This is a genomic window from Micromonospora sp. WMMD1102 (assembly GCF_029626265.1).
In the GTDB taxonomy this organism is placed as follows: Bacteria; Actinomycetota; Actinomycetes; order Mycobacteriales; family Micromonosporaceae; genus Plantactinospora.
Genome location: NZ_JARUBN010000001.1, coordinates 2,132,908 through 2,152,614, shown reverse-complemented (window position 1 = coordinate 2,152,614; position 19,707 = coordinate 2,132,908). Strand labels below are relative to the sequence as shown.

The 19,707-nt window shown below is 71.3% G+C and carries 19 protein-coding genes and 1 riboswitch; of the genes, 12 read left to right on the top strand and 7 right to left on the bottom strand.

Annotated elements, in window-relative coordinates; all coding sequences use genetic code 11:
- Positions 1 to 18 precede the first annotated feature (18 nt).
- A complete protein-coding gene (locus O7626_RS09690; protein ID WP_278060827.1) occupies positions 19 to 1,278 on the bottom strand; it encodes an FAD-dependent oxidoreductase in 1,260 nt (419 codons plus the stop codon).
- Between the two features lie 253 nt (positions 1,279 to 1,531).
- On the opposite strand from O7626_RS09690, the gene O7626_RS09685 reads away from it, so the two are divergent.
- Genes O7626_RS09685 through O7626_RS09675 form a run of 3 tightly spaced genes read left to right on the top strand, consistent with a single transcriptional unit; the run spans position 1,532 to position 3,680 of the window.
- Positions 1,532 to 2,350, top strand: coding sequence for a CoA-transferase (locus O7626_RS09685; protein WP_278060826.1), 819 nt, complete (start codon positions 1,532 to 1,534; stop codon positions 2,348 to 2,350).
- Positions 2,347 to 3,177: a CoA-transferase gene (locus O7626_RS09680; protein ID WP_278060825.1), complete on the top strand. Its 831-nt coding sequence runs from the start codon at positions 2,347 to 2,349 to the stop codon at positions 3,175 to 3,177. Before O7626_RS09685 ends, O7626_RS09680 begins: the two co-directional genes overlap by 4 nt.
- Positions 3,178 to 3,215: 38 nt before the next feature.
- Positions 3,216 to 3,680, top strand: a complete 465-nt coding sequence (locus tag O7626_RS09675; protein WP_278060824.1) for a PPOX class F420-dependent oxidoreductase — start codon at positions 3,216 to 3,218, stop codon at positions 3,678 to 3,680.
- 30 nt (positions 3,681 to 3,710) lie between these two features.
- Here O7626_RS09675 and O7626_RS09670 read toward each other — a convergent pair whose 3' ends face one another.
- From O7626_RS09670 to O7626_RS09660, 3 genes are all read right to left on the bottom strand, one after another.
- A complete protein-coding gene (locus O7626_RS09670; RefSeq protein ID WP_278060823.1) occupies positions 3,711 to 4,088 on the bottom strand; it encodes a VOC family protein in 378 nt (125 codons plus the stop codon).
- A gap of 136 nt (positions 4,089 to 4,224) precedes the next feature.
- Complete coding sequence (locus O7626_RS09665; protein ID WP_278060822.1) at positions 4,225 to 5,859, bottom strand: sulfatase; 1,635 nt, start codon at positions 5,857 to 5,859, stop codon at positions 4,225 to 4,227.
- Between the two features lie 516 nt (positions 5,860 to 6,375).
- Complete coding sequence (locus tag O7626_RS09660; RefSeq protein ID WP_278060821.1) at positions 6,376 to 8,001, bottom strand: glycosyltransferase 87 family protein; 1,626 nt, start codon at positions 7,999 to 8,001, stop codon at positions 6,376 to 6,378.
- 172 nt (positions 8,002 to 8,173) lie between these two features.
- On the opposite strand from O7626_RS09660, the gene O7626_RS09655 reads away from it, so the two are divergent.
- The 3 genes from O7626_RS09655 to O7626_RS09645 all read left to right on the top strand — a co-directional run bounded on the left by O7626_RS09655 (position 8,174) and on the right by O7626_RS09645 (position 10,997).
- Positions 8,174 to 9,259, top strand: coding sequence for an exo-alpha-sialidase (locus O7626_RS09655; RefSeq protein ID WP_278060820.1), 1,086 nt, complete (start codon positions 8,174 to 8,176; stop codon positions 9,257 to 9,259).
- A gap of 5 nt (positions 9,260 to 9,264) precedes the next feature.
- Positions 9,265 to 9,540, top strand: coding sequence for a MoaD/ThiS family protein (locus tag O7626_RS09650; RefSeq protein ID WP_278060819.1), 276 nt, complete (start codon positions 9,265 to 9,267; stop codon positions 9,538 to 9,540).
- Positions 9,541 to 9,836: 296 nt separating this feature from the next.
- Positions 9,837 to 10,997 (top strand): magnesium and cobalt transport protein CorA, encoded by a 1,161-nt coding sequence (locus tag O7626_RS09645; protein WP_278060818.1) that lies wholly within the window; start codon positions 9,837 to 9,839, stop codon positions 10,995 to 10,997.
- A gap of 55 nt (positions 10,998 to 11,052) precedes the next feature.
- Here O7626_RS09645 and O7626_RS09640 read toward each other — a convergent pair whose 3' ends face one another.
- Positions 11,053 to 12,183 (bottom strand): magnesium and cobalt transport protein CorA, encoded by a 1,131-nt coding sequence (locus O7626_RS09640; protein WP_278060817.1) that lies wholly within the window; start codon positions 12,181 to 12,183, stop codon positions 11,053 to 11,055.
- A 90-nt stretch (positions 12,184 to 12,273) separates the two neighbouring features.
- Positions 12,274 to 12,340: riboswitch (guanidine-III (ykkC-III) riboswitch) on the top strand.
- 7 nt (positions 12,341 to 12,347) lie between these two features.
- Between O7626_RS09640 and O7626_RS09635 the strand changes: the two genes are divergently transcribed.
- A complete protein-coding gene (locus O7626_RS09635; protein ID WP_278060816.1) occupies positions 12,348 to 12,641 on the top strand; it encodes a hypothetical protein in 294 nt (97 codons plus the stop codon).
- A gap of 92 nt (positions 12,642 to 12,733) precedes the next feature.
- Positions 12,734 to 13,246: a VOC family protein gene (locus O7626_RS09630; RefSeq protein WP_278060815.1), complete on the top strand. Its 513-nt coding sequence runs from the start codon at positions 12,734 to 12,736 to the stop codon at positions 13,244 to 13,246.
- A gap of 62 nt (positions 13,247 to 13,308) precedes the next feature.
- Here the strand turns inward: O7626_RS09630 and O7626_RS09625 are convergent, their stop codons facing one another.
- Positions 13,309 to 14,433 (bottom strand): 5-methyltetrahydropteroyltriglutamate--homocysteine S-methyltransferase, encoded by a 1,125-nt coding sequence (locus tag O7626_RS09625; protein ID WP_278060814.1) that lies wholly within the window; start codon positions 14,431 to 14,433, stop codon positions 13,309 to 13,311.
- Between the two features lie 77 nt (positions 14,434 to 14,510).
- Positions 14,511 to 15,266, bottom strand: coding sequence for an FCD domain-containing protein (locus tag O7626_RS09620; RefSeq protein ID WP_278060813.1), 756 nt, complete (start codon positions 15,264 to 15,266; stop codon positions 14,511 to 14,513).
- Positions 15,267 to 15,511: 245 nt separating this feature from the next.
- On the opposite strand from O7626_RS09620, the gene O7626_RS09615 reads away from it, so the two are divergent.
- The 4 genes from O7626_RS09615 to dgoD all read left to right on the top strand — a co-directional run bounded on the left by O7626_RS09615 (position 15,512) and on the right by dgoD (position 19,700).
- Positions 15,512 to 16,690 carry a sugar ABC transporter substrate-binding protein gene (locus O7626_RS09615; protein WP_278060812.1) on the top strand — a complete coding sequence of 393 codons (1,179 nt, stop codon included), beginning with the start codon at positions 15,512 to 15,514 and terminating at the stop codon, positions 16,688 to 16,690.
- 71 nt (positions 16,691 to 16,761) lie between these two features.
- Entirely contained in the window at positions 16,762 to 17,688 is a 927-nt protein-coding gene (locus O7626_RS09610; protein ID WP_278060811.1) for a sugar ABC transporter permease, read from the top strand.
- Complete coding sequence (locus O7626_RS09605) at positions 17,688 to 18,512, top strand: carbohydrate ABC transporter permease (RefSeq protein ID WP_278060810.1); 825 nt, start codon at positions 17,688 to 17,690, stop codon at positions 18,510 to 18,512. Before O7626_RS09610 ends, O7626_RS09605 begins: the two co-directional genes overlap by 1 nt.
- A 39-nt stretch (positions 18,513 to 18,551) precedes the next feature.
- Positions 18,552 to 19,700 carry a galactonate dehydratase gene (gene dgoD / locus O7626_RS09600; protein WP_278060809.1) on the top strand — a complete coding sequence of 383 codons (1,149 nt, stop codon included), beginning with the start codon at positions 18,552 to 18,554 and terminating at the stop codon, positions 19,698 to 19,700.
- Positions 19,701 to 19,707 lie beyond the last annotated feature (7 nt).

Sequence of the window (19,707 nt, the reverse complement as noted above, 5' to 3'; positions counted from 1 at the left end):
TCCAGCCGGCCCCCGTGTTCAGCCGGCCGCTCCGTCCTTCCTGGCCGGGGCCGGTGGACGGCGGGCGAACGCCGGTGCGTGCTCGGGGCGTACGCCGATGCCGATCAGGTAGGCCGGGCCGAGCGAGGCGAACGGGAACCGCCGCAGCACGGCGAGCACCGGCCGGGGCGGCCCGGCCCGGCGCCCGTCGAGGATCGGTGCGACCAGGCCCCGGTGCATGAGCCGCTGCAACCGTTGCACCAGGATCGTCGGCAGCAGTCGCCGGGTGCGTACGCCGGCCAGGTCGGACTCGGTCACCGTGCCGCGCCGGAGCGGCTCGGCGAGCAGGCTGGCGGCGGCCACCGCGTCCTGCACGGCGAGGTTGATCCCGACCCCGCCGATCGGGGACATCGCGTGCGCGGCGTCGCCGAGGCAGAGCAGGCCGGGCACGTGCCAGCGGTCGAGCCGGTCCAGCCGTACGTCGAGGTGCTTGACGTCGTCCATCGAGGTGATCGCGTCGACCCGGTCGGCGAAGTCGGGAGCCAGCGCCGCGACGTTCCGGCGGAACTGCTCGACACCCTCGGCCCGGAGCCGGGCGTCGCTGCCCTTCCGGGCGATGTAGGCGATCTGGAGGTAGCCCTCCCGGGGAATGACCACGGCGAACCGGCCCGGCCCGACCCGTGGGGTGAGCCCGGCCGGGTCGTCGTGCGGGTGGCGGGGCAGCCGGAACCACCAGGCGTCGATCGGCACCGGGAACTCCCGGACCGGCAGGTTCGCCTGGGTCCGGGCGATCGACCACCGGCCGTCGCAGGCCACGGTCAGGTCGGCGCGCAGCTCACCGGTCCCGCCGTCCGGCCGCCGGTAGCGTACGCCCCGGACCTGGCCGTCCTCGCGGATCAGCTCGGTCACTTCGGTGTTCATCCGCAGCGTGAACGACGGCTCGGCCGCCCCCGCCTCGGCGAGCAGGTTGAGCAGGTCCCACTGCGGCACCATCGCGATGTACGGATAGCGGGTCCGCAACCGACGGAAGTCGGCGATGACGATCTGCTGCCCCGGTGCCACCGGGAAGGCGACCTCGTCCAGCCGGCTCTGCGGCAGGGCGGCGAACCGCTCGCCGAGGCCGAGCTCGTCGAGGAGTCGCAGGGTCGACGGGTGCACGGTGTCACCCCGGAAGTCGCGCAGGAAGTCGCCGTGTTTCTCCAGCACGGTCACCTCGACGCCGGCTCGGGCCAGCAGCAGGCCGAGCACCATTCCGGCCGGTCCACCGCCGACGACGACGCAGGTCGTACGCTCGTCCACCGCGACCACCTTATTCAACGGACGATGAATTATGCGTCCACCGTACGCCCCGGACAGCCACGATCGCAACCGCCCCGCACGGCCGGCGGCGCCGCCCGCACCCCGCCGCCGTAGCGCCGCCGACGTTGACGGGCCGAAGTCGTCACGCTACGTTCGTTCTCAGAACAGACGTACGCAACACGAACGATCGCACCGCCTGCCGTCACCCGCACCGTCCAGCGTGGCGACGGCCGGCGAAGGAGACTGGGGACGGATGGCTGAGATCGTCTCGTTGGCCGAGGGCGTGGCCGAGTTGGTCGACGACGGCGACAGCGTCGCGCTGGAGGGCTTCACCCACCTGATCCCGTTCGCCGCCGGACACGAGATCGTCCGGCAGCGGCGGCGCGACCTCGAGCTGATCCGGATGACCCCGGACGTCATCTACGACCAGCTCATCGGGATGGGCTGCGCCCGGCGGCTGGTCTTCTCCTGGGGCGGCAACCCCGGCGTCGGCTCGCTGCACCGATTCCGGGACGCCGTCGAACGCGGCTGGCCGACACCGCTGGAAATCGAGGAGCACAGCCACGCCGGGATGGCCAACCGCTACGTGGCGGGAGCGTCCGGGCTGCCGTTCGCGGTGCTGCGCGGCTACACCGGCACCGACCTGCCCCGGCACACCGCCACCGTCAAGCCGATCACCTGCCCGTTCACCGGCGAGGTGCTGACCGCCGTACCAGCGCTGAACCCCGACGTCGCGATCGTGCACGCCCAGCGTGCCGACCGGGCCGGCAACGTGCAGATGTGGGGCATCACCGGTGTGCAGAAGGAGGCGGTGCTCGCCGCCCGGCGGTCGCTGGTCACCGTCGAGGAGATCGTCGACTCGCTCGAGCCGGTGCCCACCCAGGTGCTCCTGCCCACCTGGGCGGTCAACGCGGTGGCACTCGTCCCCGGTGGTGCGCACCCCTCCTACGCCCACGGCTACTCCGTCCGGGACAACGCCTTCTACCAGGCATGGGACGCGATCAGCCGGGACCGGGACAGCTTCACCACCTGGATGCGCGAGCACGTCCTCGAAGCCGGGAAGAAGGCATGAACGCCTCGTCGCAGTCCGGCGGGGCACCGGAGGTGGCAGCGTTGACGACGACCGAGTGGACCGCCGACGAGATGATGACCGTCGCGGCGGCCCGGCAACTGCGGGACGGCACGGCGTGCTTCGTCGGCATCGGCCTGCCGAGCACCGCCGCCAACCTCGCCCGGGCGACGCACACCCCACGGCTCGTCCTCGTCTACGAGTCCGGGTGCCTCGGCGCCAAGCCCGACCGGCTGCCGCTCTCCATCGGCGACGGCATCCTGGCCGACACCGCCGACGCGGTGGTGAGCGTGCCGGAGGTCTTCAACTACTGGCTCCAGCCGGGCCGCATCGACGTCGGGTTCCTCGGCGGTGCCCAACTCGACCGGTACGCCAACATCAACACCACGGCCATCGGCGACGACTACCGCGACCCGCAGGTACGGCTGCCCGGCGCCGGCGGCGCCCCCGAGATCGCCGCCTCCTGCCGCGAGGTCGTCGTCGTCATGCGGCAGAGTCCGCGTACCTTCGTCGAGCGGGTCGACTTCGTCACCTCCTTCGGCCACGGGACCGGCCCCGGCGAGCGGGAGCGGCTCGGGCTGCGTGGCGCCGGGCCACAGGTGGTGATCACCGATCTGGGGATCCTCCGGCCCGACCCGGCCAGCCGCGAACTCGTGCTCACCGAACTGCACCCGGGCGCGACGGTAGAGCAGGCCCGCGCGGCGACCGGCTGGCCGCTACGGGTCGCCGACGACCTGCGTACCGGTGCACCGCCGACCGGCCCCGAACTCTCGGTGCTGCGCGCCCTCAAGGCCGCCACCCGCGGCACCGGCGCCGGCCCATCCCGCTGATCCCGGCGGATTTCCAGCCGGCCTGGTAGAAACGGGCGATGACCCGCACCGTCGCGACCAACACCCGAGTCGACCGCGCCGCACTGCTCGACTTCCTCCGGCCCCGGCACCGGGCCGTCCTGATGACGACCCGCCCGGACGGGCGCCCGCAGTCCTCGCCGGTGACCTGCGGCGTCGACCGGGATGGCCGGATCGTCGTCTCGACCTACCCGGAGCGGGCGAAGGCGACGAACGCCCGCCGCAATCCCCTGGTCTCGGTCTGCGTGCTCTCCGACGACTGGAACGGCCCGTGGGTCCAGGTCGACGGCACCGCCGAGGTCCTCGACCTGCCGGAGGCGCTGGAGCCGCTCGTCGACTATTTCCGGTGCATCTCCGGCGAGCACCCGGACTGGGAGGAGTACCGCGAGGCCATGCGCCGGCAGGGCAAGTCGCTGATCCGGATCACCGTCGACGGTTGGGGACCGGTCGCCACCGGCGGCTTCCCCGCCCGGCTCGCCGGCTGACCGGTCGCGGTGCCCGGTCAGCAGCCAACCTCAGTCGAGATAGAGGCAGAAGGGGTGGCCGGCGGGGTCGAGGTGCACGAGTACGTCCGCCTGGGGCTGGAACTCGGCCCGGGTCGCCCCGCACTCGACGGCGTGCGCGGCGGCACTCGCCAGGTCGGCGACCCGGATCTCCAGGTGCATCATCATCTGCTGGTCGCCGGGGCCGGCCGGCCAGGTCGGCCGGGCGTACGGCGACTCGGTCTGGAAGGCCAGCCCCACTCCCCCGGCCGGATTGCGCATCACCACCCAGTCCGGCTCCTCCTCGGTGATCTCCCAGCCGAGCAGCCGCTGGTAGAAGCGCGCCAGCTCGCCCGGATCCGGCGCGCTCAGGTTGACGGTGGTCAGGGTCAGGCCGGCGCCGTCGAGCATGATGCAAACCTCCGGATGCTGGTCACAGCGGCCACGCGGGCACGCGTCCGGGAATCGTAGCGGCGCCGACCGACACCGGCCGGCGCCACGATCCGCCCGGCTGCTGCCTGGCAGCCCCCCACCCAGCCGGGCGGGGCTACGAGCCGAAGGCGGTGAGGAAACGGTCCCGGAAGTCGCTCATCCGCCAGACCGGGGTGTCCGGGCCCGGCTTCAGCCCGTCCTGCCAGTTCCAGCCGGAGATCCGGTCCAGCACGGCCGGGTCCTTGGCGACGATCGTCACCGGTACGTCGTGACCGGCGTTCTCCCCGGTGACCAGCGGGGCGGGCTGGTGGTCACCGAGGAAGACGAAGACCAGGTCGTCGTCGCCGTACCGCTCCAGGTAGGAGACGACGGTGTTCAGCGAGTACTCGACGGCGCGACCGTACTGGACCCGTACCCTGGCGCTGTCCCGCCACCCCTCGTCGGAGGACTCGCCGGTCTCCGCCATCGGCCCGAAGACCGACCCGTCGCCGAGCTGGTCCCAGCCGATGAGTTCCGGGATCGGATGCCAGGGCGCGTGGCTGGACACCAGCGGGATCGTCGCCATCACCGGTGGATGCCCCGGCAGGGCGTGTTCGCGCTGCTCGAAGACCGACAGCGTGTACTGGTCCGGCATCTGGGCCCAGCTGAACTGCGGGCCGCGGTAGCCGAGTTCCTTGGAGGCGTGCACCTCGTCGTAGCCGAAGAACCTCCCCTCCGGCCAGGTCTGGGTGATCCCCGGCATCACCCCGACGGTCCGCCAGTCGGCCCGCTGGAAGGCCCGGTTGAGGGTCATCCGGTCGCTGGCGACGAGATGCGTGTAGCGCTGCTGGTTGTTGATCCAGAGGCCGGAGAGCATCGTGGCGTGCGCCAGCCAGCTGCCGCCGCCGGTCGTCGGCGAGGTGAGCCAGCCGCTGCGCGCCGTGTAGCCGGCGGTGCGCAGCCGGGTGTAGCCGTTGTCCAGGGTGGCGCCGACCCCCGGCGCGATGGCCGGATCCTCGATCGCCGAGCGGCCGTAGCTCTCGACGAAGGCGAGGACCACGTCCTTGCCCCGCAACGAGGTCAGCAACCGGTCGCCGGGGACGTCCCGGAACGCGTCCACCCGGGCCTCCGCCGCGAAGACCTCCTGGTCACGGAGCGCGGCCTGCACCTGGAGCACCCGGTCGTAGGTCAGGGTGCTCACCGGCACGTCCGGCAGGATCTGCACGCCGAACAGGGCGCAGACGACGCAGGCGGCCCCGAGCACCGAGACGGTGTGCGTCGCCGCGCGGCGGTGTCCGACGACCAGGCGGGTCAGCCGGAGCACCGAGAGCGTCATCAGGACCAGCAGGCCGACCGCGAGCAGCCCGGCGGCCACCATCGCGACGACGGCGCCGGTCCGGCCGTACGACTCCTCCAGGAAGTCTGCACCGGCGCCGAAGGAGACCCAGTCGAAGACCGGGTTGAACGGTCGGGCCAGTACCGCGAAGAAGCCCATGTCGACGACCTTCACGATGGCCAGCAGCCCGAGGGCCACCCCGACCGGTACCGCCACCACCCGGCGTCCCCAGGCCGGCAGCAGGAGCACCAGCGCGACGACCAGCAGGGCCTCCACCGGAAGGCGCAGGAACGCGCCGGGCGTGAGCAGGGTCAGCTGGTTCGGGGCGAGCAGGGCGAAGACGACAAGCAGCAGGGCCAGGATGCTGGTCAGCCAGGCCGCCGCGGTCCGGAGCCGGCCGGGGCGCCGACCGGCACCGCCGCCGCTCTCCGCCACGCCGGCCGCGACCTCGGCGCCGCCGGTCTCGGGAGTGCCGTCGTCGGCTGTTCCCGGGGTCGTGTCGGTGGTTCCCGCCGGTGCGTCAGCTGCTGCCGGAGTCGTGTCGGTGGTTCCGGCCGGTGCGTCAGCTGTTGCCGCGGGTGCGTCAGTGGGTCCGGCGGGTGCCTCGGTGGCGGTCCGACGGCGCGTGAAAACCGACAATCCAAAGGCCCTTTCCCGTGAAGCCTGGTGACGCCCGCTCGCCACTGGAGGGACCGCCCCGCCGACCCGCAGGTCGCCGGAGGTCGGCGACGCCGGCACCGTCCGGCCGGCCGACGCCGGTCGAGACGCTGACCCGGCCGGTCAGCGTGCCGCCGCCGTGATCCGGGCGCCACGTTAACACTGTCGGGTGACCGGGCCTCGACCACCGCCCGGCAGCTCGGGTCAGCCTTTCCGCCCGGCAGCTCGGGTGGGCCATCCGCCGTGGCGTCGTCGTCACCCGCCGTCGTAACCCACCGTCGTCATCCGCCGTCGTCATCCGGCGGTGAGTTCCTCGGTGTACACGGCGACCGGCGTGCCGTCCGCCCGGTAGGCGGTGAGCCGGCCGTGCGACAGGTTCGCGGAGCGGAACGAGAAGAGCCGCTGCCCCGGATAGACCTCCAGCAGCGGGATCGTCCGGGCGGCACCCCCGGGTGCGGACTGGTATTCGAGTCTCGCCACCACGGCCGGGTCGACGACGCCGTTGACGCGTACCTTCGTCTTCTCGGCGGTGACCCCGAAGGTGACCGGCGCACCGGCGCCGAACGCGGCGCACCCGGCCGCGCTGCGGCAGACGAAGAAGTAGCGCGGGTTGTGCACGTCGGACATCGCGTACGCCTTGAAGGTCGGATCCGCCCCCGCCGGCAGCGGCTGTACGGCGAAGAAGGCCACTCCGGCCACGGCGGCCGTCGCCACCCGCAGCCAGCCCCGGGCCGTCCCGGTACGCCGACCGGCGGCGACCGCCGCCACCGCGACCCCGCCGAACCCGACCAGGCAGAGCGTGACGACGGCCAGCAAGCGGGAGTTCTCGAAGAGGAACTGGAGTCCCGGCGTCATCGAGACCGCGCTGAGCAACGCGCCCAGCGACAGCACCATCACGACCAGCAGCACGGCTCCGGCCACCCGCCGGGCGACCCCGTACGCCCCGATCAGCAGCATCGCGGCCAGCACCGGCCAGATCTGGTGGTGCGTCCAGGAGACCGGCGAGACGGCGACCGTGGCGCAGCCGACGAGTACGGCCGCGTGCGCCGGCTGGCCGGCGAACTCCAGCCGGCGGGCCCGCAGCAGCGCGATCCCGCCGATGACCAGCACCAGGCTGAGCCAGAGCAGTGGGAACGTCGCGCCGTCGACGCCGATCCGCAGCAGCATGCCGTGCAGGGACTGGTTGCCGAGCGAGGCGAGGTTGCCGACCCGGTTGGTGTTCAGGAACGTCCCGGTCCAGAAGATCACGCTCTCCGCCGGCAGCACGGCCGCGCCGACCAGCCCGCAGAGCAGGAAGGCCGCGAGGGCCCGACCGGCGTCCCGGAAGCGGCGGGCGAGCAGGAAGTAGAGCACGAAGAGCAGCGGGGTGAGCTTGATCGCGGCGGCGATCCCGACCAGTACGCCCCGGTACCGGGCCGGGGTGAGCCGCATCCCGTCGACCAGGGCGAGCAGTACGACGAAGACGCTCACCTGGCCGAACCGCAGGTTGCTCTGTGCCGGTGCGGAGAGCAGCAGGGCGACCGCGGTCGCCGCCACCACGAGCGGCCGGCGCTGCCGGTCCGGTGCGAGGGCTCGGCCAGCGGCGATGCCGATCGCGGCGACCGCCGCGCAGGTGAGCACGAGCCAGCCGAGCTGGAGTGCCCCCTCGGGCAGCAGGCCGATCGGCGAGAGGACCAGGGCGGCGAAGGGCGGATAGGTGAACGGACCGCCGTTCTCGGCGACGAACTCGTAGAGCGCCCCGCCGGTGTGCAGGTGGCGGATGGCCCCGTAGTAGATGTGCAGGTCCGACAGGCGCTCCCACTCGGGACGGCGCAGCACCAGCACCGAGGAGACCACCGCCACCACGCCGTAGACGCCCCAGAGTGCGGCCGGAGCGGTCCGGGTGCTCCCCGTCGGCGTCTCGGTGCGGGAGGTCGCCATCCGCCGAGTCTAGGACAGTCGGACCGCCCGCAGATCGACCGATGCCGCGCTGTCGACGCGGCGACACGCCCGCCGTTTTCCGGGACACGCCGTGCCGGCCACTTTCTGTCGGTGCCCCTGGGCATACTGCCGCCGGACATCGACGACGCAGGTCCGAACGGAGGAAACGACCATGACAACCTTGTTGGCGATCGGCACCGGCAAGGGCCTCTTCCTGGCCACCAGCGGGGACGGACGCAAGAGTTGGGAGGTCAGCGGACCGCACTTCGCGATGACCGGGGTCTACTCGGTCGCCGTGGACAAGCGCCGGGCCACTCCCCGGTTGCTCGCCGGGGTGACCAGTTCACACTTCGGGCCGAGCGTGGCGACGAGTGACGACCTCGGCGCCAGTTGGCAGGAGCCGGCCGAGCCGCCCGTCGCGTTCCCGGACGGCGCCGGAGCCAGCCTGGAGCGGGTCTGGCAGCTCACCCCCGGCCCGGTCGGCGAGCCGGACCTGGTCTACGCCGGCACCCAGCCGTCGGCGCTGTTCCGCTCGGTCGACGGCGGGATCACCTACGAGCTGGTCCGCCCGCTCTGGGACCATCCGCACCGCGAGCAGTGGGCGGGCGGGTTCGGCGGGCAGGCGATCCACACGGTGCTGCCGCACCCGGCCGACCCGGCGCAGGTCCTGGTCGCCATGTCGACGGGTGGCGTCTACCGCACCGGTGACGCGGGGGCGAGCTGGCGCCCACAGAACACCGGCATTCGCGCCTACTTCCTGCCCGACGAGTGGCCCGAGTTCGGGCAGTGCGTGCACAAGGTGGCCCGGGACGCGGCCGACCCGGAGCGGCTCTACGCGCAGAACCACCACGGGGTCTACCGGTCCACCGACGGCGGTGTGAGCTGGCAGTCGATCGCCGAGGGCCTGCCCAGCGACTTCGGCTTCCCGATGGTCGCGCATCCGCACCGTGGCGACACCATCTACACCTTCCCGCTGGTCGCGGACGGGGAACGCTTTCCCGTCGACCGACGCTGCCGGGTGTTCCGCTCCACCGACGCCGGTGACAGTTGGCAGCCGCTGACCGAAGGGCTGCCAACCGGGCCCTACTACCCGGCGGTGCTGCGCGACGCGATGTGCGTCGACGACGCCGACCAGGCCGGGGTCTACTTCGGCACCCGCTCCGGCGAGGTCTACGCCAGCCGCGACGAGGGTGACTCGTGGGCGCTGGTCGCCGCCCACCTGCCCGACGTGCTCTGCGTCCGGGCGGCGGAGGTCTGAGCCGGATGGTCACCGTGATCGTGCCGGCCGCGCTGCGCGGCGAGACGTCCGGGGCCGGCCGGCTCGACATCGCGACGTCCGGCAGCCTCCGGGCCGTTCTCGACGAGGTGGCCGCCGGATGGCCCCGGCTGGTCCGGCGGATCCGGGACGAGCAGGGCGAGTTGCGCCGGTACGTGAACGTCTACGTCGACGGCGAGGACTGCCGGCAGACCGGCGGCCTCGACACGGCGGTGCCGGACGGCGCCGAGGTCCAGGTCATCCCCTCCGTCGCGGGCGGCTGACCTCCGACGCGGGCGGCCGACGCGGGCGGCTGCCCTCCGACGGCCGCTGCTCCGGGCCCGGGTGGCGTTGTCCGCGACTCGGGGTGCGAAGGGGCGCGGCTGCGCCTACCGTGGGGATGGTCAACGTTTCCGTGCTGTTGGCCGGCGGTTTGTCGTCCTCGGCCAGGGACGGGCGTGGGATGGGACGGGCGTGGGATGGGACGGCGGCCCGGCCGGGTCGCCGACCCGGAATGTGATCCACTCTCCGTGGGGTCCCCGCACGTGTCGCTCGCCGTCTTCGCTGTGGAGGCCTGCCCATGTCCGACTGGCGTTCGCGCGCCCTCCGTCCCGCGAAGCGGGCCCTGCGCCGCTCGCAGGACCGCTATCCGCAGTCGCCCCCGGAGCTGTCGATGGATCGGCGGGCGGCCGAGGAGGGCAGCGCGCCGCCACCGGCCGAGGAAAGCGTGGTCACCTCGGCGATCTACCGGGACGGCCAGCGGGTCGACGGACCGCCGAACCTCGCGGAGACCTGTCGACGGCTGCGGGAATATCCCGGGACGATGGCCTGGATCGGCCTGTACCGGCCGACGGAGGGGCAACTGCTCACCGTGGCCGAGGAGTTCGGGCTGCACGAGCTGGCCGTCGAGGACGCGATCGTCGCGCACCAGCGGCCCAAGCTCGAACGGTACGGCGACACCCTCTTCGTGGTGCTCCGGGCCGCCCGCTACCTCGACGAGGTGGAGGAGGTGGACTTCGGCGAGGTACACGTCTTCGTCGGGGCCAACTTCGTGCTCACCGTACGCCACGGGCAGGCTCCGGACCTGACCGCTGTACGCCGGCGGATGGAGAACGATCCCGACCTGCTGCGACGCGGCCCGGAGGCGGTGCTCTACGCGATCCTGGACAGCGTGGTCGACGGGTACGCGCCGGTGGTCGGCGGGTTGCAGAACGACATCGACGAGATCGAGACCGAGGTCTTCCGCGGCGACCCCCGGGTGAGCCGGCGGATCTACGAGCTCTCCCGTGAGGTGATCGAGTTCCAGCGGGCCACCCGGCCGCTGCTGGACATCCTCCAGGGGCTGGAGGGCGGCTTCGAGAAGTACGGCACCGACGAGGAGCTGCGGCGCTACCTGGGCGACGTGGCCGACCACGCCACCACCGCCGCCGAGCGGGTGAACGAGTTCCGGCAGATCCTGGCCGACATCCTCGCGCTGAACGCCACACTGGTGTCCCAGTCGCAGAACGAAGAGGTCAAGAACCTCACCGTGGCCAGCTACACGCAGAACGAGGAGATCAAGAAGATTTCCGCCTGGGCCGCGATCCTCTTCGCGCCGACGCTGATCGGCACGGTGTACGGGATGAACTTCGACTACATCCCGGAGCTGCACTGGGTCTTCGGCTACCCGTTCGCGCTCTTCCTGATGCTCGTGGTCTGCAGCACGCTCTACGTGATCTTCAAACGCCGCGACTGGCTCTGACCGGACGGCCGAACGTACCCGGGCCACCGGGCGCCGGGGCGAGCCGCCTGTCGGGTCAGAGCCAGTTGTTGCGCCGGAAGCCCCGGTGCATCGCCGCCGCCAGGACCAGCATCACCACCAGCACCACCCAGAAGCCCTGCGCCGCCTTCGACCCGGGGATGAACTCGAAGTTCATCCCGTAGATGCCGGCGATGAAGGTCTGCACGGCGAAGATCGCCGCCCACGCCGCGATCTTGCGCATGTCGTTGTTCTGGTCCACCGACACCTGGGCCAACCGCGCCTGGAGGATCGAGTTGAGCAGATCGTCGTAGCCGGTGACCCGCTCCACCGTCCGGGAGAGCACACCGTGCAGGTCCCGGAAGTACCGGGTCACGGGACGGGGCAACTCCCGGTCGTCGAGCAGCGCGCCGAACGGCCGCTGCAACGGCGCCACCGCCCGCCTGAACTCCATCAGCTCCCGTTTGAGCTGGTAGATGTGCGCGATCCGGTCCCGCGCGGTCCGCGGGGCGAACACCTGCTCCTCCACCGCGTCGATGTCGGCCTCCACGGCGCCGGCCACCTCGACGTACGAGCCGACGATCCGCTCGCAGACCGCGTAGGCGACCGCCCAGGGGCCGAGGGCCAGCAGGGTGGGCCGGGCCTCCAGGTCGGCCCGTACCGGCCGGAGTGCCCCGGGTGCGCCGTGCCGGACGGTGATCACGAAGCGGGGGCCGACGAAGGCGGTCACCGAGCCGGTCTCCACCACCTCGGAGGTCTCGGTCAGTTCGGAGTGCTCGACGTACCGCGACGTGCGCAGCACTATCACCGTCACCTTGTCGTACCGCTCCACCGCCGGCCGGTGCTCCCGGTTGAGCGCGTGCCCGGCCACCAGGTCGTCGAGGCCGAACGTCCGGGCGACCGGCGCGAAGTCCGCCTCCTGCGGATCGTGCAGTCCCAGCCAGACGAACCCCCGGCCGCGCCGGGTCGCCACCAGCGCCGCGTCGTGGTCGGCCGGGCCTGGCAGCCGGCGGCCGTCGAGGTAGGCCGCGCAGTCCACGATCCGGTCGGTCTGCCGGCCCTGCGGCGCCGGGGCGTACCCGGCGGAAAGGCCGTCCGGGTTGAGCATCCGGGCGAGCGCCCGGCGGACCGGTGCCACCCACCTGGTCCGGGTACCGTCCGCCACCGCGTCCTGTCCGTGTTCCCGCATCCCCGGTTGCCCCTTTCGCGCGCCCTCGCTGGCGTGCATAGAACCACCCGGCGGCCACCGGGACGCGGCCGGGCTATCCTCGGTCGTCAGGCGGCGTCATCAGGCGACCGCCCCGGACGAGAGCGTGCCGTACCCGGCCCCGCAAAGACGGCGCGCAGAAACCCATGACTGCCGTAGACATCATCGAGATCGTCGGTTCGCTGCTGATCCTGTCGGCCTTCGCCGCCGCCCAGACCCGCCGGCTCTCCCCGCACTCCGTCCGCTACCTGCTGCTGAACATCGTCGGCTCGACCGTGCTGGCGGTGATCGCCCTGCTGCACCAGTCGTGGGGCTTCCTGCTCCTGGAGGCGAGCTGGGCGGTCATCTCCGCCGTCTCGCTGGCTCGGCTGCTCCGCCGGGACCGGCAGGGCGGAGAGCCGGCGGAACGGTTTGCCGCCGCGGAGGGCGGGAAGAGCTGACCGGCGCCGGTTCGTCGGGACAGGGACTGGGACGGGACAGGCGCCGGTTCGTCGGGAGGCCAGCCGGCGCCGGTTCGTCGGGAGGGGGCAGGATGACAGACGCCGTACCCGACCCGTCGGCGGTGTCGATCGGCCTCGACACCGCCGCGCACGTCGGGATCTCCGTGGCCGACCTGGACCGCTCGGTCGCGTTCTACCGGGCGCTCACCGGGCTCGACCCGGTGGTCCGGGACGAGGGCATGCACGGCACCGGGTTCGCCCGTTCCCAGGGGCTGCTCCGGACGCGGCTGCGCTACGCCACCTTCCGGCTGCGCAACCTCGGCATCGACCTGATCCAGTTCGAGGATCCGGCCGGCGCACCGGCCGAGGTGGCCGCGAACCGCCCCGGTGCGATGCACCTCTGTTTCGAGGTGGCCGACCTGCCGGCGGTATACCAGCGGATGCTGGCGGCCGGGGTGGCGTTCCTCGGCCCGCCGTACACGTTCGACACCGCCGAGGTGTCGCCGCCGGAGGCGGCCGGCACCGAGGTCGCGTACTTCATCGACCCGGACGGCACCAACCTGGAGATCATCGCCCCGAGGGGCGGCTTCGCCCGCTCGGCCTGAGCGGCGGCCCGAACCGGCGGCGCCCCGGCCGGAACGCGGGACCGAGCGGGCGGCGGGTCGGCTCAGCCGTCGCCCCAGACCTCCTCGGCGGTCTCCACGATCAGCCGCAGCTTCGCCACCTGCTCCTCCTGGGTCAGCGCGTTCCCCTCCACGGTCGAGGAGAAGCCGCACTGCGGCGAGAGGCAGAGCTGTTCCAGCGGCACGTACCGGGCCGCCTCGTCGATCCGGCGCTTGAGCGTGTCCTTGCTCTCCAGTTCACCGCGCTTCGTGGTGACCAGGCCGAGCACCACCTTCTTGCCGGGCGGGACGAAGCGCAGCGGTGCGAAGTCGCCGGAGCGCTCGTCGTCGTACTCCAGGAAGAAGCCGTCGACGTCGAGCTGGCCGAAGAGCGCCTCGGCGACGAAGTCGTAGCCGCCCTCGGCGGCCCAGGAGGACCGGAAGTTGCCCCGGCACATGTGCGTGGTCACCGACAGGCCCGCCGGCCGGTCGGCAAGGGCGGCGTTGATCTGCCGGATGTAGCGCTCGTGCTGGTGCTCCGGGTCGCCGCCCTGGGCGGCCACCAGGTCCCGCTGCCGGGGGTCGTTCAGGTATGCCAGGCTGGTGTCGTCGAACTGGAGGTATGTGCAGCCCAGCTCGGCGAGCCGGCGTACCTGCTCGGCGTAGGCGGCGCTCAGGTCGACCCAGAACTGGTCCAGGTCGGGATAGACGGCGGTGTCCACGGCGGCCCGGCCGCCCCGGTAGTGCACCATGCTCGGCGACGGGATGGTCAGCTTCGGGGTGGCGGTGCTGACCTGCTGGGCGAGGAACGAGAAGGCGTCGCCGAAGATGGTGTCGGTCAGCTTCACCCGGTCGTGCACCCGCAGCGCCGCGGACTGGAACTCCAGCTTCCCGGACTCGTTGAAGAACTGCACGGTCAACTTCTCGTCGGCCGGGTCGATGCCGCCGAGCTGGTAGATGAAGTCCATGTGCCAGGAGGTACGCCGGAACTCGCCGTCGGTGGCGGTACGCAGCCCGATGCTCTCCTGTAGGCGTACCACCTCGCGGATCGCGTCGTCCTCGACGGCGCGCAGCTCTTCGGCGGAGATCTTTCCGGCGGCCCGGTCCGACCGGGCGGTCAGCAGCCGCGCGGGGCGCAGCAGGCTGCCGACGTGGTCGGCCCGGTATGGCGGGCGGGACGGTACGGCCATGGTGGTCCCCTCTGTTCCCGGAAATGCGGCATTGATGATCTTAGAGAAGATACCGCCGACCCGGGTCGTTCGACAGCTCAGGAGGCTGGTCCGGGGCCGCTCTGGGCCCAGATGGTGCTCATTTCCTTGATGGCCTGCTCCATGAGCCGCACCATCGCGGTCTTGGCCCGCTCGCCGTCGTGCCGCTGGATCGCCTGGGCGACGTCGGCGTGCAGTTGCAGCGCCTCCTCGTGCGGGAAGTGCGGCATCAGGTGGTAGTGGTGGCGGCCGGCCAGCACCTCGGCGACCAGTTCGTGCAGCTTGACGAACATCTCGTTGCCGGAGTCGACGAGCACCTGCCGGTGGAACTCGATGTCGAGCCGGAGGAACTCGGCCTCGTCCCCGGCCTTTCCGGCGGCCCACATCTTCGCGGCGAGCCCGACCAGCTCGCTCGCCTCCTGCGGGGTGGCCCGCTCGGCGGCGAGCGCGGCGGCCTGCGGCTCGACGGCCGTGCGCAGCTCGGTGATCGAGCGGAGCTGGGCGATCCGGCCGGCCGAGGCGAGCCGCCAGCGGATCACCTGGGGGTCGAAGACGTTCCAGTCGGCGGCGGTGCGGATCAGGGTGCCGACCCGGCGGCGTGACTCGACCAGCCCCATCGAGGCGAGCACCCGCAGCACCTCCCGGACCACCGACCGGGAGACGGCGTACCGCTCGACCAGGTCGTCGATGTAGAGCACCGCGCCGGGGGCGAGCTGACCGGCGCAGACGGCCGTGCCCAATTCGTCGAGCAGCCGGGCGTGCAGCCCGGAATCTCCGGGGTCGAGCCGGACAGACGCGACCTCTGGTGACGGCATGGCCATAAATAAAGCCTATCAGTGAGTAGCCTAGTCTTGCATAAGTCAGCTTTATCGGCCTAGCATCCGGCATTAGGCGGACGTAGGAGTCCGCGGGCGGCGCCCAACGGCGGGTGGCCGCGACGGAAGGGGAGATGGACGTGTTACGTCGCTCGGTAATCGGAACATCTCTGGCCGTGGTTGCTGCCCTCGGCCTGTCCGCCTGTGGAGGTGGCGACGACGGCGGCGGGTCGGACACGCTGCGCGTGACGCTGGTAAACCACGTCTGGACGGAGAACATCAAGCAGGCCCTGCCGGAGTTCGAGCGGCAGTCCGGGCTGAAGGTCGAGGTCACCCAGCTCGGCGAGGACCAGCTCTCCGACCAGTACAACGTCAAGCTGAACGCCGGCTCCCGCGACATCGACGTGATGATGTACCGGCCGTTGCAGGAGGGGAAGCTCTTCGCCAAGAACGGCTACCTCGCCGACCTGACCGAGAAGGCCAAGGAGGACTCGGCGTTCGAGTTCGCCGACTTCCAGGCCTCGCCGGTGCAGGCCACCACCTACGAGGAGAAGCTGGTCGGCGTCCCGATCATCACCGAGCAGGAGGTCCTCTACTACCGCAAGGACCTGCTGGAGAAGTCCGGCTTCACCGCACCGCCGAAGACCCTGGACGAGCTGAAGACCATGGCCGCCAAGGTGGCGGCCGACAACCCCGGCACCGCCGGCTTCGTGGCCCGGACCGGCAAGGCCGCCGCGGTCACCCAGTTCTCCAGCTTCCTCTACAGCTTCGGCGGCGACTTCGTTGACGAGGGCGGCAAGGCCAGCGTCAACACCGAGGCGGCCAAGCAGGCGTACGCGTACTACGGCGGGCTGCTCCGTGAGCACGGCCCGGAGAACATCAGCACCGACATGAGCTGGTCCGAGGCGATGGCGATCTTCACCCAGGGCAAGGCGGCCTTCTACACCGAGGCGAACTCGCTCTACAAGAACGCCACCGACCCGGCCAAGTCCAAGGTCTCCGACACCGTCGGGTTCGCGCCGTTCCCGGCCGGTCCGGGCGGCTCCAAGCCGTACAACGTCCCGTCCTGGGCGCTCGGCGTCAACGAGAGCTCGGAGAACCAGTCCAACGCCTGGAAGTTCATCCAGTGGGCGGCCGGCAAGGAGCAGACGCTGGCGCAGCAGAAGGGCGGCGTACCGAGCGCCCGCGCCTCGGTCTGGGCCAACCCGGAGGGGACCGCCACCTACCCGAAGGACCTCGCGGACGCCATCAAGGTCAGCACCGAGAACGGCGTCGGGCACGACCGGCCGCTGGTGGTGAAGGTCGCCGAGTCCCGGGAGATCGTCGGCCAGCCGATCGTGGACGCGATCACCGGCAAGGACGTGGCCGGCTCGGCCGACACCGCGAACGAGGCGTTCCAGAAGCTCCTCGACGACGAGAAGTAGGCCATCGCGCGGGGTGACGGGACGATCCGTCACCCCGCGTCTCTCCCTCCGCCGAAACCGGAGTCCACCCCATGGCATCCCTGGCATCCCCCCAGGCGTCCGGCGAACTGACCGGCTGGACCCGCTGGGCGAACGACCACCGCAAGTGGCTCTTCGCGGCACCGGCCATGACCTTCGTCGGTGCGCTGATCATCTTTCCGCTGGCCTGGACGATCTACCTCAGCCTCACCGACGCCGAGGGATCGGTCCGGGCGGAGTCCGAGTTCATCGGCTTCGCGAACTACCTCGAGGTGCTCACCGACACCGACCGGTTCTGGCCGGCGGTGCTGCGTACCGTCGCCTTCACCGGGGCCGCGCTCTTCTTCGAGATGGTCCTCGGCATGGCGGTCGCGCTGCTGCTCTGGCGGCCGTTCCGCGGCGAGCGGTGGGTCCGGGTGGCGATCCTGCTGCCGCTCGTCGCCACCCCGGTCGCGGTCGGCATGATGTGGCGGCTCATCTTCGACCCGAACATCGGGATGGCCAACCAGATCCTCGGCTGGGTCGGGATCGGCCCGCTGCCCTGGCTGGCCGGCCAGCACAGCGCGCTGCCTACCACCATCTTCATCGACATCTGGCAGTGGACCCCGATGGTGGTGCTGATCCTGCTGGCCGGGCTGACCGCGCTGTCCAACGAGCCGGACGAGGCGGCCCGGGTGGACGGGGCGAACGCCTGGCAGCGGTTCCGGCACGTCACCCTGCCGCTGCTGATGCCGACGGTGATCGTGGCGATCCTGCTGCGCGGCATCGACGCGCTGAAGACCTTCGACATCCTGTACGCCACCAAGGGGCGCGGCGGCGGCTCGTTCCACGAGGTCGAGACGCTGAACGTGTACGCGTACGGGCTGAGCTTCGACTACAACGACTACGGCATCTCGTCGACCGTGCTGATCATCTTCTTCCTGATCATCATCGGTTCGATGTGGGCGCTGACGTCCCGCCGGAAGAAGGGCGCACTCTGATGGCCCGACGCAAACGCCGCACCCCGTACCAGCTCTTCCGGGCGGTGGCCCTGGCCGTAGTGGTGGTCGCGCTGGTCGCCCCGCTGCTCTGGATGGTCGCCGCCTCGTTCAAGACCAACGTGGACATCTACGACTCCGGCAAGGCGTTCGCCTTCACGCCGGTGCTGGAGAACTACACCAAGGTCCTCGACCAGGCGAACTACCTGAAGTTCATCGGAAACAGCCTGTGGGTGGCGTTCGCCGCCACCGTGCTGTCGCTGATCCTCGGCGTGCCGGCCGCGTACTCGATGAGCCGGTTCAGCATGAAGAAGTCCGCCCTGGTGGTGCTGATGGCTCGGGTGATCCCCGGCGTCTCGCTGCTGGTGCCGTGGTACTACGTCTTCTCCAACATGCGGCTGGTCGGCGGCTTCACGGTGCTGATCCTGAGCCACATGTTCGTCTCGCTGCCGCTCGTGGTCTACATCCTGATGGGCTTCTTCGACGGGCTGCCGGAGGAGTTGGAGGAGTCCGGCCAGGTCGACGGGCTCACCCCGATCGGGGCGTTCCGGCGGATCACCCTGCCGCTCTCCGCGCCCGGCATCGCCACCGCCGGCATCCTCTCCTTCATCTTCTCCTGGAACAACTTCATGTTCGCCCTGGTGCTCTCCGGCGCCGACACCAAGACCCTGCCGGTGGCGATCTTCGACTTCGTCGGCTACGCCAGCATCGACTGGGGTGGCCTGATGGCCGCGTCCACGGTGGTCACCCTGCCGATCATGCTGATCGCGCTCTTCGTGCAGAAGTACGTCGTCTCCGGCCTCACCGCCGGGGCGACCAAGGGCTGAGGGCGGCGGCAACGTGGCAGAGACGGTGAGGCAGGCAGCGTGACCAAGATCGAACGGGTCGAGACCTTTCTCGTGCCGCCCCGGTGGCTCTTCGTCCGGATCGAGACGTCCGACGGGATCGTCGGCTGGGGCGAGGCGACCTGCGAGGGCCGGTCCGAGACGGTACGCACCGCCGTGCATCAGCTCAGCGAGGTGCTGGTCGGCCAGGACGCGCTGCGGATCGAGGACCACTGGCAGGTGATGACCAAGGGGTCCTTCTACCGGGGCGGGCCGATCCTGGCCAGCGCCGTCGCCGGGCTCGACCAGGCGCTCTGGGACATCGCCGGCAAGCACTTCGACGCCTCGGTGCACCAGTTGCTCGGCGGCCCGGTCCGGGACCGGATCCGGGTGTACGGCTGGGTCGGCGGCGACGAGCCCGGCGAGGTCGCCGAGCACATCGCCGCACAGGTGGCGGCCGGACTCACCGCGGTCAAGATGAACGCCTCCGGCCGGATGAGCCCGGTCGCCTCGGTCGCCGAACTCGACGGGGTGGTCCGGCGGGTCGCCGCCGCCCGGGAGGTGCTCGGCGAGCACCGGGACGTCGCGGTGGACTTCCACGGCCGGTTCACCCTGGCCAACGCCCGCCGGGTCGCCCCGCTGCTGGAGCCGTTCCGGCCGTTCTTCCTGGAGGAGCCGGTCGTACCGGAGAACTCGCACCTGCTCGGCGAGTTCGTCCGGTCGACGACCACCCCGGTCTCCACCGGCGAGCGGCTCTACAGCCGGCAGGAGTTCCTGCCCGCGCTCCAGGCCGGCATCGCGGTGGCCCAACCTGACCTGTCGCACGCCGGCGGGATCACCGAGGTCCGTAAAATCGCGGCACTGGCCGAGGTGTACGACGTACAGCTCGCGCCACACTGCCCGCTCGGACCGCTCGCGCTGGCCGCCTGCCTCCAGGTCGGCTTCGCGACGCCGAACTACCTGATCCAGGAGCAGAGCATCGGGATCCACTACAACGCCGACGCCGAGGTGCTCGACTACGTGCTGGACCGCACGCCGTTCGGGTTCGCCGACGGGCACATCCCCCGGCTGACCGGCCCCGGCCTCGGCATCCAGATCGACGAGAATGCGGTACGCCGGGCGGACCAGCGCGGGCACAGCTGGCGCGGGCCCGTCTGGCGGCACTCCGACGGCTCCTTCGCGGAGTGGTGAGCCGACC

Coding starts and splice junctions, on each gene's coding strand:
- O7626_RS09685 (WP_278060826.1), top strand. CDS start 1,532: ATGGCTGAGATCGTCTCGTTGGCCGAGGGCGTGGCCGAGTTGGTCGAC.
- O7626_RS09680 (WP_278060825.1), top strand. CDS start 2,347: ATGAACGCCTCGTCGCAGTCCGGCGGGGCACCGGAGGTGGCAGCGTTG.
- O7626_RS09675 (WP_278060824.1), top strand. CDS start 3,216: ATGACCCGCACCGTCGCGACCAACACCCGAGTCGACCGCGCCGCACTG.
- O7626_RS09670 (WP_278060823.1), bottom strand. CDS start 4,088: ATGCTCGACGGCGCCGGCCTGACCCTGACCACCGTCAACCTGAGCGCG.
- O7626_RS09660 (WP_278060821.1), bottom strand. CDS start 8,001: ATGGCGACCTCCCGCACCGAGACGCCGACGGGGAGCACCCGGACCGCT.
- O7626_RS09655 (WP_278060820.1), top strand. CDS start 8,174: ATGACAACCTTGTTGGCGATCGGCACCGGCAAGGGCCTCTTCCTGGCC.
- O7626_RS09650 (WP_278060819.1), top strand. CDS start 9,265: ATGGTCACCGTGATCGTGCCGGCCGCGCTGCGCGGCGAGACGTCCGGG.
- O7626_RS09645 (WP_278060818.1), top strand. CDS start 9,837: ATGTCCGACTGGCGTTCGCGCGCCCTCCGTCCCGCGAAGCGGGCCCTG.
- O7626_RS09640 (WP_278060817.1), bottom strand. CDS start 12,183: ATGCGGGAACACGGACAGGACGCGGTGGCGGACGGTACCCGGACCAGG.
- O7626_RS09635 (WP_278060816.1), top strand. CDS start 12,348: ATGACTGCCGTAGACATCATCGAGATCGTCGGTTCGCTGCTGATCCTG.
- O7626_RS09630 (WP_278060815.1), top strand. CDS start 12,734: ATGACAGACGCCGTACCCGACCCGTCGGCGGTGTCGATCGGCCTCGAC.
- O7626_RS09625 (WP_278060814.1), bottom strand. CDS start 14,433: ATGGCCGTACCGTCCCGCCCGCCATACCGGGCCGACCACGTCGGCAGC.
- O7626_RS09620 (WP_278060813.1), bottom strand. CDS start 15,266: ATGCCGTCACCAGAGGTCGCGTCTGTCCGGCTCGACCCCGGAGATTCC.
- O7626_RS09610 (WP_278060811.1), top strand. CDS start 16,762: ATGGCATCCCTGGCATCCCCCCAGGCGTCCGGCGAACTGACCGGCTGG.
- O7626_RS09605 (WP_278060810.1), top strand. CDS start 17,688: ATGGCCCGACGCAAACGCCGCACCCCGTACCAGCTCTTCCGGGCGGTG.